Source organism: Aureimonas sp. Leaf454, from assembly GCF_001424685.1.
Classification (GTDB): Bacteria; Pseudomonadota; Alphaproteobacteria; order Rhizobiales; family Rhizobiaceae; genus Plantimonas.
The window spans coordinates 72,500-87,855 of the sequence record NZ_LMQT01000004.1; the positions used below are offsets into that span (position 1 = coordinate 72,500).

At 71.1% G+C, this 15,356-nt stretch carries 12 protein-coding genes; 2 read left to right on the forward strand and 10 right to left on the reverse strand.

The features are described from left to right. Positions 1-5 precede the first annotated feature (5 nt). The 8 genes from ASG43_RS06730 to ASG43_RS06765 form a co-directional block, all read right to left on the reverse strand. The gene (locus ASG43_RS06730) at positions 6-491 is read right to left on the reverse strand and encodes a tripartite tricarboxylate transporter TctB family protein (RefSeq protein ID WP_056502114.1); all 486 of its coding nucleotides are present in this window, start codon (positions 489-491) and stop codon (positions 6-8) included. Between the two features lie 160 nt (positions 492-651). After that, positions 652-1,629, reverse strand: a complete 978-nt coding sequence (locus ASG43_RS06735; RefSeq protein WP_056502117.1) for a tripartite tricarboxylate transporter substrate binding protein — start codon at positions 1,627-1,629, stop codon at positions 652-654. Between the two features lie 64 nt (positions 1,630-1,693). Next, positions 1,694-2,431, reverse strand: a complete 738-nt coding sequence (locus ASG43_RS06740; RefSeq protein WP_056502119.1) for an FCD domain-containing protein — start codon at positions 2,429-2,431, stop codon at positions 1,694-1,696. A gap of 236 nt (positions 2,432-2,667) precedes the next feature. Beyond that, positions 2,668-3,447 (reverse strand): ABC transporter ATP-binding protein, encoded by a 780-nt coding sequence (locus ASG43_RS06745; protein WP_056502122.1) that lies wholly within the window; start codon positions 3,445-3,447, stop codon positions 2,668-2,670. Then, positions 3,444-4,457 carry an iron ABC transporter permease gene (locus ASG43_RS06750; protein ID WP_156386541.1) on the reverse strand — a complete coding sequence of 338 codons (1,014 nt, stop codon included), beginning with the start codon at positions 4,455-4,457 and terminating at the stop codon, positions 3,444-3,446. The genes ASG43_RS06745 and ASG43_RS06750 overlap by 4 nt, the downstream gene beginning before the upstream one ends. Next, the gene (locus ASG43_RS06755; RefSeq protein ID WP_156386543.1) at positions 4,454-5,458 is read right to left on the reverse strand and encodes an iron ABC transporter permease; all 1,005 of its coding nucleotides are present in this window, start codon (positions 5,456-5,458) and stop codon (positions 4,454-4,456) included. Before ASG43_RS06755 ends, ASG43_RS06750 begins: the two co-directional genes overlap by 4 nt. After that, positions 5,455-6,465, reverse strand: coding sequence for an ABC transporter substrate-binding protein (locus ASG43_RS06760; protein WP_156386545.1), 1,011 nt, complete (start codon positions 6,463-6,465; stop codon positions 5,455-5,457). Before ASG43_RS06760 ends, ASG43_RS06755 begins: the two co-directional genes overlap by 4 nt. Before the next feature lie 49 nt (positions 6,466-6,514). Continuing rightward, positions 6,515-8,668: a TonB-dependent siderophore receptor gene (locus tag ASG43_RS06765; RefSeq protein WP_244488007.1), complete on the reverse strand. Its 2,154-nt coding sequence runs from the start codon at positions 8,666-8,668 to the stop codon at positions 6,515-6,517. A gap of 272 nt (positions 8,669-8,940) precedes the next feature. Between ASG43_RS06765 and ASG43_RS06770 the strand changes: the two genes are divergently transcribed. Then, the gene (locus ASG43_RS06770) at positions 8,941-10,728 is read left to right on the forward strand and encodes a chloride channel protein (protein WP_056502134.1); all 1,788 of its coding nucleotides are present in this window, start codon (positions 8,941-8,943) and stop codon (positions 10,726-10,728) included. Between the two features lie 54 nt (positions 10,729-10,782). Here ASG43_RS06770 and rhaI read toward each other — a convergent pair whose 3' ends face one another. Continuing rightward, entirely contained in the window at positions 10,783-12,072 is a 1,290-nt protein-coding gene (rhaI, locus tag ASG43_RS06775; RefSeq protein ID WP_056502137.1) for an L-rhamnose catabolism isomerase, read from the reverse strand. A gap of 60 nt (positions 12,073-12,132) precedes the next feature. Continuing rightward, positions 12,133-14,235: a bifunctional rhamnulose-1-phosphate aldolase/short-chain dehydrogenase gene (locus tag ASG43_RS06780; RefSeq protein ID WP_056502140.1), complete on the reverse strand. Its 2,103-nt coding sequence runs from the start codon at positions 14,233-14,235 to the stop codon at positions 12,133-12,135. Between the two features lie 201 nt (positions 14,236-14,436). On the opposite strand from ASG43_RS06780, the gene ASG43_RS06785 reads away from it, so the two are divergent. Beyond that, positions 14,437-15,249 carry a DeoR/GlpR family DNA-binding transcription regulator gene (locus ASG43_RS06785; protein WP_056502143.1) on the forward strand — a complete coding sequence of 271 codons (813 nt, stop codon included), beginning with the start codon at positions 14,437-14,439 and terminating at the stop codon, positions 15,247-15,249. The last annotated feature ends 107 nt before the right edge of the window (positions 15,250-15,356 follow it).

Genomic DNA, 15,356 nt, shown 5'->3' on the forward strand with positions numbered 1-15,356 from the left:
GCCGCTCAGAAGAGGAGGCCGGCGGGCTGGGGCACGCCGAGAAGCTGGTGGAAGAGGAGCCAGAAGAGGACGCCGCCGAAGATCGCCGTGGCCGGGATCTTCCAGTTGCGCTCCGCCCCCTCGTAGAACGCGACCGCCGCGATCATCAGGCCGATCGAGAGGGGATAGCCGAGATAGGGAAGGGCGAGGACGTAGGCGGCGCAGATCGCGAGGAAGCCGAGCGCGCGGGGCAGCTTCGACTCGTGCTCGCCGTCTTCGACGGCCTCGGCGGTGGCCGGCGCGAGCTTGGCGCCGGCGGCGGCGCGCAGGCCCAACAGGGCCTTCGCCACGATGGCGAGCGCGATGACCGCGAGGAGACCGGCGAGGATGACGGGCAGGCCGCGCGGCCCGAAGGCATCGTCGAGCATGGAATTGGGAATGGTCTCGGCCGACCAGAAATAGCCGCCGGCGAGGACCAGCAGCACGAGGCCGCCGATGAGGTCTTGCTTCATGGGGATCCGCTTTCTGCGGTCGGGTCGGGTCGGGTCGGATGTCGTCGCGTCGGGGCGCGTCCCCGGAGCGAGGGGGTCGCGAGGCGGGGACGTGCGGGCGCGAAGCCGGCGGCGGTCGGTCCGGTCCGGAGCCGCCCGCCGCCGGTCGATCCGCAGCCGGCTACTGGATGACGCCGGTGCTCTTCAGGAAGGACGAGGTCTTCTCGACGAAGCCGTCGACGAAGGCCGGATAGGCCGTGTGGTCGATGAAGTTGGCGACGAGGCTTTCGGTCTCGTAGGCCTTCTTGTAGTCGGGATCGGCGAGCGTCGCCTCGGCCGCCTTGTCCCAGATCGCGGCGATGTCGTCGGGCAGTCCCTTCGGCGCGGCGAGGCCCCGGAACTTCTGGACCGAGACGTCGAAGCCGCTCTCGCGCACGGTCGGAATGTCGGGGAAGCCCGGCAGGCGCTCGGGGTTGAAGGTCGCGAGCAGCCGGATCTGCTTGCCTTCCAGCTGCGCGCGCAGCTCCGCGATCTCGCCGATGCCGATGTCGAGCGTGCCGTTGAGGACGTTGATCATCATGTCGCCGCCGCCCTCGTGGGAGACGATCGCCGCCTCGACGCCGGCCGCGGTCTTCAGCTGCTCGGCGGCCTGGCGCTCCAGCGAGGCGGGATTGGCCGCGCCCCACTTGCCGCGATCGGCCTTGGCCTTCGCGATGACGTCGGCGAGCGTCTGATAGGGGCTGGAGGCGGCGGTGTAGATGACCTCCGAGTCCGTGAAGAAGTTCACGACCGGCTGGAGGTCCTTGTAGGTCGCCTCCGGCGAGGACAGGAGCGAGGTGTAGATGTAGGTCGGCGTCGTCGCGTAGAAGACGGTGCCGTCGGCAGGCGCCGAGGCGAGGCGCGCCATGGCCTTCGCGCCGCTGCCGCCCTGGACGTTCTCCACGATGAAGGTCGCCGCGATCTGCTTCTCCAGATAGCGCGTCAGCTGGCGCAGGAAGACGTCGCTGCCGCCGCCGGGGCTGGAATGGGTGACGAGCGTCACGACCTCGTGCGGATAGGCGAGCGGCTCGGCCTTCGCCGTGCCGACCAAGCCGCCGAGCCCGCCGAGGATGGCGGCCGTCGCCAAGGCGCGCGCGGACGTCCTCAAAGTGTTGAACATCGAATGTCCTCCCGTGTTGGGCTCCGCTTCTGTCGAGCGTTCGAGCCGTTGGTCGTGGATGGGGTCAGGCGACCCGTTCGGCTTGCGCCGGGGTCGAGCCGCCCGATGTCGGGCGGATGTCGGCGTCGTCCTCGGCCGCGGCCCGCGCCATGACGCGGTGGCGGCCGAGCTCGACATGGTCGAAGGCCGCGCGATAGGCGCGGACGGGATCGCGGGCGAGAACGGCGTCGACGATCGCCTGGTGCTCGCGATGCGAGACCTCCATCGTGTCGCCGGTCATGAGGTTCTGCCCGCGGAACAGGCGAAGCTGCTTGACGAGGCCGCGATATTGCGCGGCGAGCACGTCGTTGCCGCCGGCCTCCACGATGAACTCGTGGAAGGCGAAGTTGAGCGGAAAGTAGTCGGCGAAGCGGTGCGCCTCGGCCGCCGAGCCCATCGTGGCGTGGAGCTCGGCGAGCCGGCCGAGATCGCCGTCGCTGCCGGCTTCGGCGAGAAGCTGGGCGGCATAGCCGAAGAGCGCGGCGCGCACGCCGTAGACCTTCAGCGCCGTCGCCGTGTCGACCCGGCGCACGAAGATCCCGCGATTGGGCACGGCCTCGATGAGCCCCGAGGCCTCCAGCGTGCGCAGGGCCTCGCGAACCGGGCTGCGGCTGACGCCGAAGCGCTCGGCGAGCTGGACCTCGTTCACGCGGTCGCCGACCCGCAAGACGCCGCCGAGGATCAGCCGCTCGATCTCGGCCTCGAGCTGGGTCGCGAGCGAATGCTGCTGGAGGAGGGCGAGCTTGGAGCGAAGGCCGGTCATATCGAGACCTTACAATCAGCCTGCATATTGTCAACGATATTCAGATTGTTTTGCGGACTTGCTATCGCTTTCCCCTCGATCGGCCTCGTCGGTCGGCCCCATCGTCCGCGCAAGCAAGGGCGCTCGCCTCTTCGGGAGACTGACGGGAAACCGGAGGCGAGCGGCGCGCTGGAAGCGGGACGGGGAAACGGCCGGCCTACGCGGTCCGGCGGCCGGATCGACGAACGGGCGCCCCGCTAGAGCGGCACGACCATGGGGGCCGCCGTCACGGGGTCCGGCACGACCAGCGCCCGCAGGCCGAAGGCGGCGAGAAGGTGGTCCGGCGTCATCACCTCCGCCGGGCTCCCCGTCGCGACGAGGCCCCGGGGTCCGAGAAGGACGAGATGGTCGCAGAAGCGGGCGGCGAGGTTGAGGTCGTGGAGGACGCTGACGACGGTGGTGCCGTCGTCCCGGTTCAGCCGGCGCAGGAGCGACAGGACCTCGATCTGGTGCGGCAGGTCGAGGAAGGTCGTCGGCTCGTCGAGCAGGAGGAGGCCGGTCGCCTGCGCGAGGACGAGCGCGATCCAGGCGCGCTGGCGCTGGCCGCCGGAAAGCTCGTCCAGCGGGCGGTCCTCGAGATCGGCCATGCCGACGGCGTCGAGCGCGCGCGCCGTCGCCGCCGCGTCGGCCGCCGACCAGGGCGCCAGGAAGCCGCGCCAGGGCGCGCGGCCCCGGCCGACGAGATCGCCGACCGTGATCCCCTCGGGCGCGAGCGGCGATTGCGGCAGGATCGCGAGCGTTCGGGCGAGCGCGCGCGTGTCCTCGGCGTGGATGTCCCGCCCGTTCAGCGTGACGCGGCCCGCCGTCGGGGAAAGGAGGCGGGCGAAGGCCTTCAAGAGCGTCGACTTCCCGCAGCCGTTCGGCCCGAGCAGCGCGGTGACGCGGCCGGCGGGCAGCGCCAGCGTCAGATCGTCGAGGACGCGGCGGTCGCGATAGGCGAGCGAGAGGCCTTCGGCCCGCAGGTGGAGGTCGTTCACAACTTGCCCTTCTCCATCTCGCGCGACAGCCGCCACAGGAGATAGGGCGCGCCGAGAAGCCCCGTCGTCACGCCGACGGGAAGCTGCAGGCCGGGGATCGCCGCGCGGGCGGCGAGATCGGACAGGACGAGGATCAGCGCTCCGGCCCCGGCGGCGGCGAAAAGGCGACTGCCGGGCGCGCGCGCGCCGGTCATGGCGATGCCGAGCGGCGCGGCCATCAGCGCGACGAACGGCACCGGCCCCGCCACGGCGACGGCGGCGGCGGACAGGAGAACGGCGGTGCCGACGAGGCCCCAGCGCGCGCGCTGGACGCGAAGGCCGAGACCGGAAGCGAGATCGTCGCCGAGGTCGAGGAGCTTCAGCGCCGGCACCTGCAGCGCGAGGAGAAGCGCCAGCGCGCCGCCGGTGAGCCAGACCTGACCGACATGGGCCCAGTTGCGCGCGGCGAGCGAACCCGTCAGCCAGCGCTGCGCTTCGGCGGCCTCGGCATTTGGCAGCGTCAGGAGAAGGAAGGCGCCGATCGCGCCCGCGAAGAAGCCGGTGCCGAGCCCGACGAGGATCAGCGTCGGCGTCGAGATCGCATGGCCCGGCCGATGCGCGAGGGCGGCCATCAGGAGCGCGGCCGCAAGGCCCCCGGCCGAGGCGAGGAGCGGCGCGGGAAGCGCCAGACCGAACGCGATCCCGGCGACGACCGCAAGGCCCGCCCCGGCGTTGAAGCCGAGGAGGTCCGGCGCGGCGAGCGGGTTCCTGAGCAGCGACTGCAGCACCGCGCCGGACAGGCCGAGCAGCGCGCCGACCCCGGCCGCCGAGGCGACGCGCGGCCCCCGGATGACGCGCAGCGTCAGCGCGCCCGGCCCCTCGCCGGAGATCGCGCCCCGCCAGAGATCGGGGAGGCTCGTTGGAACGTCGCCGATCGCGAGCCCCGCGAGGGCGGCGGCCAGGAGGAGCGAGCCGAGCATGGCCGCGCCCGCCAGGCGGTTCGTCGGGCCCGCCGCCGTCCCGCCGCTCACGCCGCGCGCCCGCCCTGCAGCCGGCGCGCGATGGCGATGAAGACCGGCCCGCCGATCAGCGCCGTCATGATCCCGACCCGCACCTCGGCCGGCGCGAGCACGAGCCGCCCGGCCGTGTCGGCGAGGAGGAGGATGGAGGCCCCGATCGCCGCCGAGGCGAGGAGGCCCGCGCGCAAGCCGTGACCGGCGAGGCGGCGCGCCAGCGGGGGCACCATCAGGCCGAGAAAGGCGATCGGCCCCGCGACCGAGACGGCGGCCCCCGTCAACAGCGTCACGACGAGGAGCGCGGCTCCCTGCGCTCGGACGATGCGCGTGCCGAGCCCGCGCGCCAGGCCCGTTCCGAGCGACAGGGTCTCGATCGCCGGGGCCGAGGCGAGCGCGAGGACGCCCGCGCAAAGGGCCGCGAGCGCCATCGCGCCGAGCGGCCGCGCCCCGGCCTCGGCGAGCGAGCCGGTGACCCAGAAGCGGAAGAGATCGAGACTGTCGGAGCGCGTGAGGACGACCGCGGAGACGAGCGACAGGAGAAGCGCGTTCAGCGCCGCGCCCGCGAGCGTCAGCCGGACCGGGCCGACATCCCCGCGAAAGCCGCCGCCCAGCGCGAAGGCAAGGCCCGCCGCGACGCCCGCGCCGGGAAAGGCCAGCGCCGTCACCGTGCCGCCATCGGCCGTGCCGAGCACGAGCGCGCCGACGACGACGGCGAAGGCCGCGCCCGCCCCGACGCCGAGAAGGCCGGGATCGGCGAGCGGATTGCGCGTCAGCGCGTGCATCACCGTTCCCGCCATGCCGAGCGAGGCGCCCGCGATCAGCCCCGCGAAGAGACGCGGCAGGCGGATCGAGAGGATCGTCTGGTGCAGCGGGTCGGCGGGATCGAAGGCGGCGAAGGCCCGCCAGATCTCCGGCAGCGTCGCGTCGCGCACGCCGACGCCCAGCGTCAGCGCGGCGGCGGCGAGGAGGAGCCCGGCGAGAAGCATCGTCCGCAGGACGACCGGTCCCGCCCTCAAGGCGACAGGCCCGCCGTCACCGCCGAGGGAACCGGGGTCGCGGGGTCGCCGTCGAGCGCGAGCGCGATCTCGCCTTCCAGCTGCGACAGGGCGAAGGGCAGCGAGAGCACGCTGCCGAAGGAGAGCGCCGCCGCCGTCAGCGCGCCCGCGAAGACCTCGCGGCCCGCTTGGTGCGCGGCGAGGAGCTTGCGCATGGGCAGCGCGGCGAGATCGGGCGCGGCATCGAAGGAGGAGATCCAGAGAAGGAGATCGCCGTCGAGCGGCGAGAGGTCTTCCGGCGAAAGCCCGGTGAAGAAAGTGTCGCCCGCGAGGCGCGTGATCTCGGGACGGGGGGCGAAGCCGAGCTCGGCGAGAAACGCGCCGCGCGTGTCGTGGGCCGAGAAGGCGCCGGTCTCGCCGCCGAAATGATAGGCCGCGACGCCCGTCCGTCCCGCCCAGTCGGGATGGCGCCGGCGCGCGTGTGCGAAGAGCCGCTTCGTCCGCGCCACGAGATCGGCGGCCTCGGCGTCGCGGCCGAGCGCGCGGCCGAGCGTCGCCGTCAGCTCATCGAAGGGCGTTCCGTAGGCCGCGCGGCCCGGCGCCTGCATGAGGGTCGGCGCGATCTGGGAGAGAATGGCGTATTCCGCCTCCGAGATGCCGGAGCCGATGCCGACGATGAGGTCGGGCTGGAGGGCGGCGACGGTTTCCATCGCGACCTCGCCGGCGATCATCACCGGCGCGGCGTCCCCGGCGAGCGGCCGTGCCCAGGGCCAGATGCCGTTCGGCTGGTCGCCGAACCAGGAGCGCAGCGCGACGGGCGGGGTCCCGAGGGCGATCAGCGTGTCCTGCGTGGTGAAGCCGAGCGAGACGACGCGCCGGGCCGGTCCGGGCAGCACGGTCTCGCCGAAGGCATGGGCGAAGCGGATCTCGCCCGCCGACGCGGCCCCTTGCGCGATGGCGGCGCGCGGCGCGAGGCCGGCCGTTGCCGCCGCGCCGAGAAGCGCGCGGCGGGTCAGCCGTCCCGGCATCCGGTCCCTCGAAGGCGTTCTCGTCAGCGTCACCCGGTCCGGCCCCCGCTCAGAAGCGATACCGGAGCGAGCCGATGACGTTGCGGCCCTCCTCGCGGTAGCAGTAGCCGGTCGAGCAGGTCTCGTCGCGCTGGTCGAAGACGTTCTTGGCGTTGATCTGTGCGGCGACGCCCTCGAGCTTGGGGTTCAGCGCGCCGAAATCATAGGAGAGCGAGGCGTCGACGAGGATGCGTGACTCGTTCTCCTGGCGGTTGGCGTTGTCGGCATAGCTCGGCCCGATGAAGCGCGTGCCGAGCCCGAGCCCCAGCCCCTCGGCCGGGCCGGACAGGACGTCGTACTGTCCCCAGAGCGAGAACTGGTGGTGCGGAATGCCGGGAACGCGGCGTCCGTCGTCCGCGCCGGCATCATAGGTGAGGTCGGTATAGGTGTAGGCCGCGACGAGGTTCAGCCCGTCCGCGATGCCGGCACTGGCCTGGAGCTCGAAGCCCTCCGAGACGACCGCGCCCTGCTGCACCTGGAAGTTGATGTCGGCGGGATCGGTGATCAGGAGATTGCTCTGGCGGATGCGGAAGAGCGCGGCGTCGACCGAATAGCCCGCGCCCTCCGGCGCGTATTTCACGCCGATCTCGACCTGCTCGCCGTCCGTCGGGTCGAAGGGCGTGCCGCCGGCGCTGCGGCCCGTCGTCGGCGCGAAGGAGGTGGCGTAGTTCGCGTAGGGGCTGAGGCCGTTGTCGAAGAGATAGGCGAGGCCGACGCGGCCCGACAGGTTCTCGTCCTTTGTCCGCGACGTCGCGGCGGGCGTCGCGTTGTTCAGCGAGTCCGTGTCCAGCCAGTCGTAGCGAAGTCCGGCGGTGAGCACGAAGCGGTCGTATTCGGCCTGGTCCTGGAGATAGAGCCCGGTCTGGCCCTGATGCGTGTCGGTGTCGGAGAGATCGTGCGAGACCGGTCCGGAGATCGGCTGGCGCCCGTAGTTCAGCGTGAGGAGGTCCAGGTCGGGCGCGGCGCCGGCGCCGTAGCGGTAGCGCGTGTCGGCATAGGTATAGTCGAGCCCGCCGAGCAGCGTGTGCGCGATCTCGCCCGTCCGGACCTCCGCCTGCACCTGGTTGTCCACCGCGATCCCGTCCGCCTCGTCGAGGATCTGTCCCGCGCCGCGAGGGGCGGTGAGCCCGCCGGGATTGATGCCGTAGACCGAGACGAAGCGCATGTTCGTGTCGATCGTCTGGTAGCGCAGGTTCTGGCGCACCGTGAACATCTCGTCGAAGCGGTGCTCGAACTCGTAGCCGATGCGCGCCTGTTCCTGGTCGAGATCGCGTAAGCGGGGATCGCCCTGCTCGATGTCGGTGACGCGGTTGTTCAAGGTGAGGAAGCCGCGCGCGCCGCCCGACTTGAGGTCCGTGTACTCGCCGAGCACGGTCAGCTGGGTGTTCCGGTCGTCCGATCGGACGGTGAAGGCCGGCGCGATGTAGGTCCGGTCGTCGCGCGCCGCGACGAATTCGGTGTCGGCCGAGCGCTCCAGTCCGGTCAGGCGGTAGAGGACGTTGTCGCCGGCGCCGAGCGGGCCGGAGGCGTCGAAATTCACCTGCGCGCGGTCGTGAGAGCCGAGCTGCCCCTCGATCTCGCGATAGGGCGCCTCGGTCGGGCGCTTGGAGATGACGTTGACGATGCCGCCCGGCGCGCCGGAGCCGTAGAGGACCGAGCTCGGTCCCTTGAGGATCGAAATTCCGTCGAGCCCGTAGGGTTCGTGGCGGAACACGGCGAACGTGCCGCCGAGGCTGCGCAGCCCGTCGCGGTAGTAGCCGGTGTCGGCGACGTTGAAGCCGCGCACGAAGAGCGTGTCGAAGGCGGGATCGAAGCCAAAGGTGCCGGCGCGCACGCCGGCCGTGTAGCGCGCGGCCTCGACCAGCGACTGGACCTTGCGGTCCTCCAGCTCCTCGCGCGAGACCACCGCGACGGCCTGCGGGACCTTGCGAAGATCGGTGTCGGTCTTGGTGCCGATCCGCGCGCCCTTGGCGACATAGCCCTCGGTGCGCACGCCGCCGCCGATGCCGGTGCCCGGATCGCGGGCGGCCGCCGCGCCGCCGCCGCCTTCGAGCGTCACCGTGTCGAGCACGATCGGTTCCTGCGCGCCGGCCGAGGCGGAGAGGAGCGACAGGGCCGTGCAGCCGGCGAGGATCGTCGGGAGAGGGCGATGAACGCGGACCATGGCATGCGAACCCTTGCAACGGGCGATCATCCGCCGCCCCGCCCCTCCCTATTTAAAGATGACAATTGGAGTCAAGAAAGGATCGGTGCCGCGTTCGATCGCCGGGCGGGGTGTGTCCGAAAAGTCAGTCAGGCTGCCATAAAGCTGGGCCATACGACCGGGCCATGCGACCGGGAAACGCGAGCCGGACGCGGGACAAGGCGCATGGCCCTCGGGACCCCATGGTCTATAGAAGGGCGAACCGACACCGCGACAGGACGAGCCGGCCGACCATGGATCAACCGACCCCGAAGACGGCCGCGGCCGCTCCGACCGTGAAGGCGCCGAGCCGCTTTCGGGCGCTGGTGCGCGGCAACGAGGTCGGCCTTGTCCTCGTTGCCGCCGTGGTCGGCGCGATCGCGGGGCTTCTCGTCACCGGGATCGGCTGGCTGGCGCAGGCGCTGCACGTCGTCCTCTTCGGCCTCGGCCATGGCGAGCGGCTGAGCGGGCTCACCGCGCTCGTCTCGCCCTGGTCCGCGCTCCTGCCGGCCGCCGGCGGCGCGCTGCTCGGCCTGTCGGTCCTCGTCCTGTCGCGCCGCAAGGCCCGCGCCCTCGTCGACCCGATCGAGGCGAACGCGCTGCATGGCGGCCGCATGTCGATGCGCGACAGCGGGATCGTCGTCCTCCAGAACCTCGTCTCGAACGGCTTCGGCGCCTCCGTCGGGCTGGAGGCCGCCTATACGCAGATCTCCTCCGGCATCGCCTCGCGCATCGGCATCGCCTTCGAGATGCGGCGGAGCGATCTTCGGACCCTCGTCGGCTGCGGCGCGGCGGCGGCGATCGCGGCGGCCTTCAACGCTCCCCTGACCGGGGCCTTCTATGCCTTCGAGCTGATCATCGGCACCTATTCCATCGTGACGCTCGCCCCGGTCGTCGCGGCGGCGCTCTGCGGCACCTTCGTCGCGCGGTTCCTCGTCGGCGACGCCTTCCTCATCGATGTCGGCGATCCCGGCATCGTGTCGACGCTCGACTATCCCCCGGCCATCGCGCTCGCGATCCTGGCGGCCGGGCTCGGCATCCTCGTCATGCAAGGGGTCACCGCGATCGAGCGCGGGGTGCGGCGGAGCGGATTGCCGATGGCGCTGCGGCCGGTGGTCGGCGGGCTCGTCCTCGGCGGGCTCGCGCTCGGAACGCCCCAGGTCCTCTCGTCCGGCCATGGCGCGCTGCATCTCCAGCTGGACCTGCCGACCGAGATTTCCGCGCTGCTCCTCCTCCTCGTCCTGAAGGCCCTGGCCTCGGCCGTCTCGATCGGCAGCGGCTTTCGCGGCGGGCTCTTCTTCGCCTCGCTCTTCATGGGCGCGCTGCTCGGCAAGCTCGTCTCCGACCTCGCGCCGCTGGTCTTCTCGAGCTCCGCGCTGACACCCGTCGTCTTCGCCATCGTCGGCATGAGCTCGCTCGCGGTGACGATCATCGGCGGGCCGATGACCATGACCTTCCTGGCGCTGGAAATGACCGGCGACTTCCCCATCACCGCGCTCGTCCTCGCCTCGGTCGTCACGGCCTCGCTCACCGCGCGCAAGACCTTCGGCTATTCCTTCGCGACCTGGCGCTTCCACCTGCGCGGCGAGAGCATCCGCAGCGCCCACGACATCGGCTGGATCCGCAACCTCACCGTCGGGCGGATGATGCGGACCGACGTGCGCACCACGACCTTCGACACCAGTCTGAAGACGTTCCGCCGCGATTTCCCGCTCGGCTCGGCCCAGCGCGTCGTCGTCCTCGACGAGGCCGGCGCCTATGCCGGCATCGTGCTCGTGGCCGACGCTTATTCCGACGCGATCACCGATCCGGAGGCCAAGGTGGAGGGGCTCCTGCGCTGGTCCGACGCGGTGCTCCTGCCGCAGATGAGCGCGCGCGAAGCCGCCGCCCTCTTCGACACGGCCGAGAGCGAGGCGCTCGCCGTCGTCGACCGGCTGGAGACCAGGACCGTCGTCGGCCTCCTCACGGAAAGCCACACGCTGCGGCGCTATGCCGAAGAGCTGGAGCTGCGTCGGCGCGAGGCCTACGGGGAGACCCGCTGAACCCGGCGATCCCGGAGCGGCGAAGGCGGTGTCGGACCGAAGCCGCCCCGGCGGTCAGACGATGCCGCCGCCGGAGGCGACCGAGGCGGGGCGCTCCGCCGCGACCTTGGCGCGGTAGCCGCTGGCGCGATAGGCCGCGATCGGGTCGATCGCCCCGCCGGCCCGTCGGCGCGCCTCGGCGAGGATCGGCTCGACATCGGTGCGGAACCCGCGCTTCAGCGTTTCCGAGGCCATCATCGCGTCCCCGGTCTCCTGATGGTGCTCGAGCGCCTTGCGGTCGACGAGAAGCGCCTGCGCATAGGCGCGGCGGATCTCGCCGGCCGAGCGGATGAGGCTCTCGATCGGGTCGGTCACGTTGTGCGACTGGTCGATCATGTGGGCGGGGTTCAGGCTGTCCAGCGCCGTGCCCGCGCCGACCAGTTCGTTGAAGATGAGGAACAGGCGGAACGGATCGATCGAGCCGGCGTCGAGATCGTCGTCGCCGTATTTGGAATCGTTGAAGTGGAAGCCGCCGAGCTTGCCCGCCCGGATCAGCCGCGAGACGATCTGCTCGATGTTCACGTTCGGCGCGTGATGGCCGAGATCGACGAGGCAGAAGGCCTTCTCGCCCAGCTCCTGCGCGGTCATGTAGCTCGTGCCCCAGTCGGACACGACCGTGGAATAGAAGGCCGGCTCGTACATCTTGTGCTCGGAGAAGATGCGCCAGTCCGCCGGGAGCGCGGCGACGATCTCCTTCATCGCGCCGAGATAGCGCTCGAAGCTCTTCCCGAGATCGCTCTGGCCCGGGAAGTTCGCGCCGTCGCCGATCCAGACGGTGATCGCCTTGGAGCCGATCGCCTCGCCGATCTCCACCGTCTCGATGTTGTGCGCCACGGCCTGGGCGCGCACGGCGGGATCGGCATGGGAGAGCGAGCCGAACTTGTAGGACAGGGGCTGGCGGGGATCGCCCGGATGGTCCTGGAACGTGTTGGAGTTCATCGCGTCGAAATGGAGGCCGAGCTCGTCGGCCTTGGCCTTCAGCGCGGCGGGCTCGGCCTTGTCCCAGGGAATGTGCAGCGAGACGCCCGGCGTCGCGCGGCCGAGCGCGTGGATGACGCCGCAATCGTCGAGCTTCTCGAAAATGCCGCGCGGCTCGCCGGGGCCGGGGAAGCGGGCGAAGCGCGTGCCGCCCGCGCCCGTGCCCCAGGAGGGGACGGCGACGAAGAAGCCGGCGACCGCCTCGGTGACGGCGGAAATGTCGACGCCGCGACGCGAGAGCTTCTCGCCCAGCGCCTCGTAGTCGGTGCGGTGGTCGGCCTCCAGCCGGACGTTCTCCTCGGCGACGAAGGCGGGCGCGATGGTCATGGATGTCCTCCCCAGGAACGGCACGGATCGAGGCGGCGTTGACAGCTGTCGACGGCGGCGTCAGCGCGTGAAGCTGATCGCGTTGCCGGCGTCGACGTTGAGGATGTTGCCGGTCGACTTCATCGAGAGGTCGGAGGCGAAGAAGTAGATCGCCTCGGCGATGTCCTCGGGGAAGACCGAGCGCTTGAGGAGCGAGCGGTTGCGGTAGTGGGCCTCCAGCTCGTCCGTGCCGATCTTGGAGGAGGCCGCGCGCTGCTCGCGCCATTCGCCGCTCCAGATCTGCGAGCCGCGCAGCACGGCGTCCGGATTGACCGTGTTGACGCGGATGCCCGCCTCCGCCCCTTCGAGCGCGAGGCAGCGGGCGAGGTGGATCTCGGCCGCCTTCGCCGTGCAGTAGGCGGAGGCCCCGGCCGAGGCGGCGAGCCCGTTCTTGGAGGCGACGAAGATCACGGAACCGCCGAGCTTCTGGTGGCGGAACAGCCGGAACGCCTCGCGCGAGACGAGGAAATAGCCAGTGGCGAGGATCGAGAGATTGCGCTCCCAGACCTCCAGCGTCGTGTCCTCGACCGGAGCGGCCGAGGCGATGCCGGCATTGGAGACGAGGATGTCGAGGCCGCCATAGTCGACCAGCGCGTCGACGAAGCTCTTCGTCACCTCGGCCTCCGAGGTGACGTTCATCACCGTCGCGCGGACCTGGTCGGCGCCGAAGGACGCGGCGAATTCGGCGCGCGTCGCCTCCAGCGATTGCGCGTTGATGTCGGCGAGCACGACGCAGGCGCCCTCCGCCAGCAGCCGCGCCGCGGTCGCCCGGCCGATGCCGCCGGCCCCGCCCGTGACGAGCGCGATGCGCCCCGCCAGGGACTTCGGCTTGGGCATGCGCTGCAGCTTGGCCTCTTCCAGAAGCCAGTATTCGATGTCGAAGGCCTCCTGCTCGGGCAGGCCCTCATAGGTGTCGACGCCGGAGGCGCCGCGCATGACGTTGATGGCGTTGACGTAGAACTCGCCCGCGATGCGCGCCGTCGCCTTGTCCTTGGCGAAGGACAGCATGCCGACGCCGGGCACGAGATAGATCACCGCGTTCGGATCGCGCATCGCGGGCGAGCCCGGACGCCGGCAGCGCTCGTAATAGCCGGCATAGTCCTCGCGATAGGCCGAGATCGCGCCGTCGAGCGATCCGACCAACGCGTCGACGTCGCCCGTCGCGGGGTCGAAGTCGAGCACCAGCGGGCGGATCTTGGTGCGCAGGAAATGGTCGGGACACGACGTGCCGAGCGCGGCCAGCTTGCGCAGATCCCGCGAACCGACGAATTCGAGCACCGCGGCGCCGTCGTCGAAATGGCCGACCTTGGCCTCCTCGGCGCCGATGCGGCCGCGGATGGCGGGCATCAGGCGCGCGGCGACGGCGCGGCGGGTCTCGGGGGGCAGCGTTGGAACGGCCTCGCCGGAAAAGGCCGGCTGACCCGAGAGTTCGCCCTCGAACCATTCGATCGCGCGGTTGATGATGCGAAGGGTCGTCGCGTAGCAGTCCTCGGCCGTGTCGCCCCAGGTGAAGAGGCCGTGGCTGCCGAGGATGACGCCCTTGGCGTCCGGATCCTCCGCCGCGAAGCGGGCGAGCTCCAGGCCGAGCTCGAAACCCGGACGACGCCAGCCGAGCCAGCCGATCTCATCGCCGTAGACCCTCGCCGCGATCTCGCGGCCGTTCCTCATGGCCGCGATCGCGATCACCGCGTCGGGATGCATGTGGTCGACATGGGCGTAAGGCAGATAGGCGTGGAGCGGCGTGTCGATCGAGGCCGCGCGCGGGTTCAGCGCGAAGGTGCAGTGGGGAAGATAGCCCACCATCTCGTCCTCGTGCGCGACGCCGCGATAAAGGCCGCGCAGCTGGTTCAGCTTGGACTGGTAGAGCGTCGCGAACCCGTCGAGCCGGATCGAGCCGACGTCGCCGCCCGAGCCCTTGACCCAGAGCACGCTCACGTCCTCGCCGGTCAGCGGATCGCGCTGCACGACCTTCGCCGAGGTGTTGCCGCCGCCGTAATTGGTGATGCGCTTGTCGGAGCCGAGGAGGTTCGAGCGGTAGAGGAGCTTGCCCGGCTCGTCGAGCGTCGAGGCCTTCGCCTCGTCCCAGAGGTTCTTCAGGCGCGCGGCGTCGGTCGCGTCGGACATGGGGGCTTCCTCCCGGACAACTCATCCGCGCCGGACCCGATGACGGCCGGCGCCTCCTCGGACGAGGGATCGGCTCCTTTCGATCAAAAGTCAACAGAACCGAGCATGAGACATCGCTTTGCTGCGCTGCGATGAAGGCTTGTGACGCAATCTGATTGACAGGCCGGACGCCAGGGATGATGGTCGCCGGGGGAGGGCGACATGCACGAACGGGAACGCCATCGGATCATCCTCAGTGCCGTGGAAAGCCGCCACGTCGCGGCGGTGGGCGAGCTGGCGGAACTGACCGGGGCCTCGGAGGCGACGATCCGGCGCGACATCGCCACGCTCGCCGGGCGGAGCCAGCTGCGCCGCGTGCGCGGCGGCGCGGAGGCGACGCAGACGCCGTCGCCCTACGGCCGGATCGGCAGTCCCCCGCTGGTGGCGAGCGAGGCGCGCAAGCGGCGCGAGAAGCGCGCCATCGCGCGGGCGGCCGTGGCGCTTTGCGCCGCGGACGAGGCGATCATCATCAACGGCGGCACGACCACCTTCCAGATGGTCCACCACCTCACGGCGATGCGCCTCCAGGTCCTCACCAATTCGTTTCAGACCGCCGAGCATCTCGTCCGGCATTCCGGCTGCACGGTCCTCGTGCCGGCCGGGGCGATCTATCGCGAGCAGAGCCTCATCATCAGCCCCTTCGAGGCGGACGGGATCGCGCATTTCGCGGCGGCCAGGATGTTCATGGGCTGCCGCGCGATCTCCGCCCTCGGCATCGCCGAGGCCGACCCGCTGATCGTCCAGTCCGAGCAGCGCCTGATGCGCCAGGCGGCCGAGATCGTGGTCCTGGCGGATTCCTCGAAGTTCGAGGCGCGGTCCCCGATGATCGTCGCGCCCCTGTCGCGGATCGGCACGATCGTCACCGACGACGGCATCGCGGACGACGCGGCCGCCATGCTGGAGGCGGCCGGCATCCGCCTCGTCGTCGCCGACCGCGCGTCCGTCCCGGAGGAGGAGGTCGCCAGTGCCGCCTGACGAGGCGTCGGCCGATTCTTTCGTGTCGGGACCGCTCCAGCGGCCCGCATGCCGTATGGTCAAGGGGGATCGCCGGTGCGATCATCCCCGCCGCGGCGATCCCCGGC

What these genes read in the sequence shown, in the direction of transcription:
- ASG43_RS06730 (WP_056502114.1), bottom strand. Translation starts at nt 491, where the DNA reads ATGAAGCAAGACCTCATCGGCGGCCTCGTGCTGCTGGTCCTCGCCGGC.
- ASG43_RS06735 (WP_056502117.1), bottom strand. Translation starts at nt 1,629, where the DNA reads ATGTTCAACACTTTGAGGACGTCCGCGCGCGCCTTGGCGACGGCCGCC.
- ASG43_RS06740 (WP_056502119.1), bottom strand. Translation starts at nt 2,431, where the DNA reads ATGACCGGCCTTCGCTCCAAGCTCGCCCTCCTCCAGCAGCATTCGCTC.
- ASG43_RS06760 (WP_156386545.1), bottom strand. Translation starts at nt 6,465, where the DNA reads ATGCCGGGACGGCTGACCCGCCGCGCGCTTCTCGGCGCGGCGGCAACG.
- ASG43_RS06765 (WP_244488007.1), bottom strand. Translation starts at nt 8,668, where the DNA reads ATGGTCCGCGTTCATCGCCCTCTCCCGACGATCCTCGCCGGCTGCACG.
- ASG43_RS06770 (WP_056502134.1), top strand. Translation starts at nt 8,941, where the DNA reads ATGGATCAACCGACCCCGAAGACGGCCGCGGCCGCTCCGACCGTGAAG.
- rhaI (WP_056502137.1), bottom strand. Translation starts at nt 12,072, where the DNA reads ATGACCATCGCGCCCGCCTTCGTCGCCGAGGAGAACGTCCGGCTGGAG.
- ASG43_RS06780 (WP_056502140.1), bottom strand. Translation starts at nt 14,235, where the DNA reads ATGTCCGACGCGACCGACGCCGCGCGCCTGAAGAACCTCTGGGACGAG.
- ASG43_RS06785 (WP_056502143.1), top strand. Translation starts at nt 14,437, where the DNA reads ATGCACGAACGGGAACGCCATCGGATCATCCTCAGTGCCGTGGAAAGC.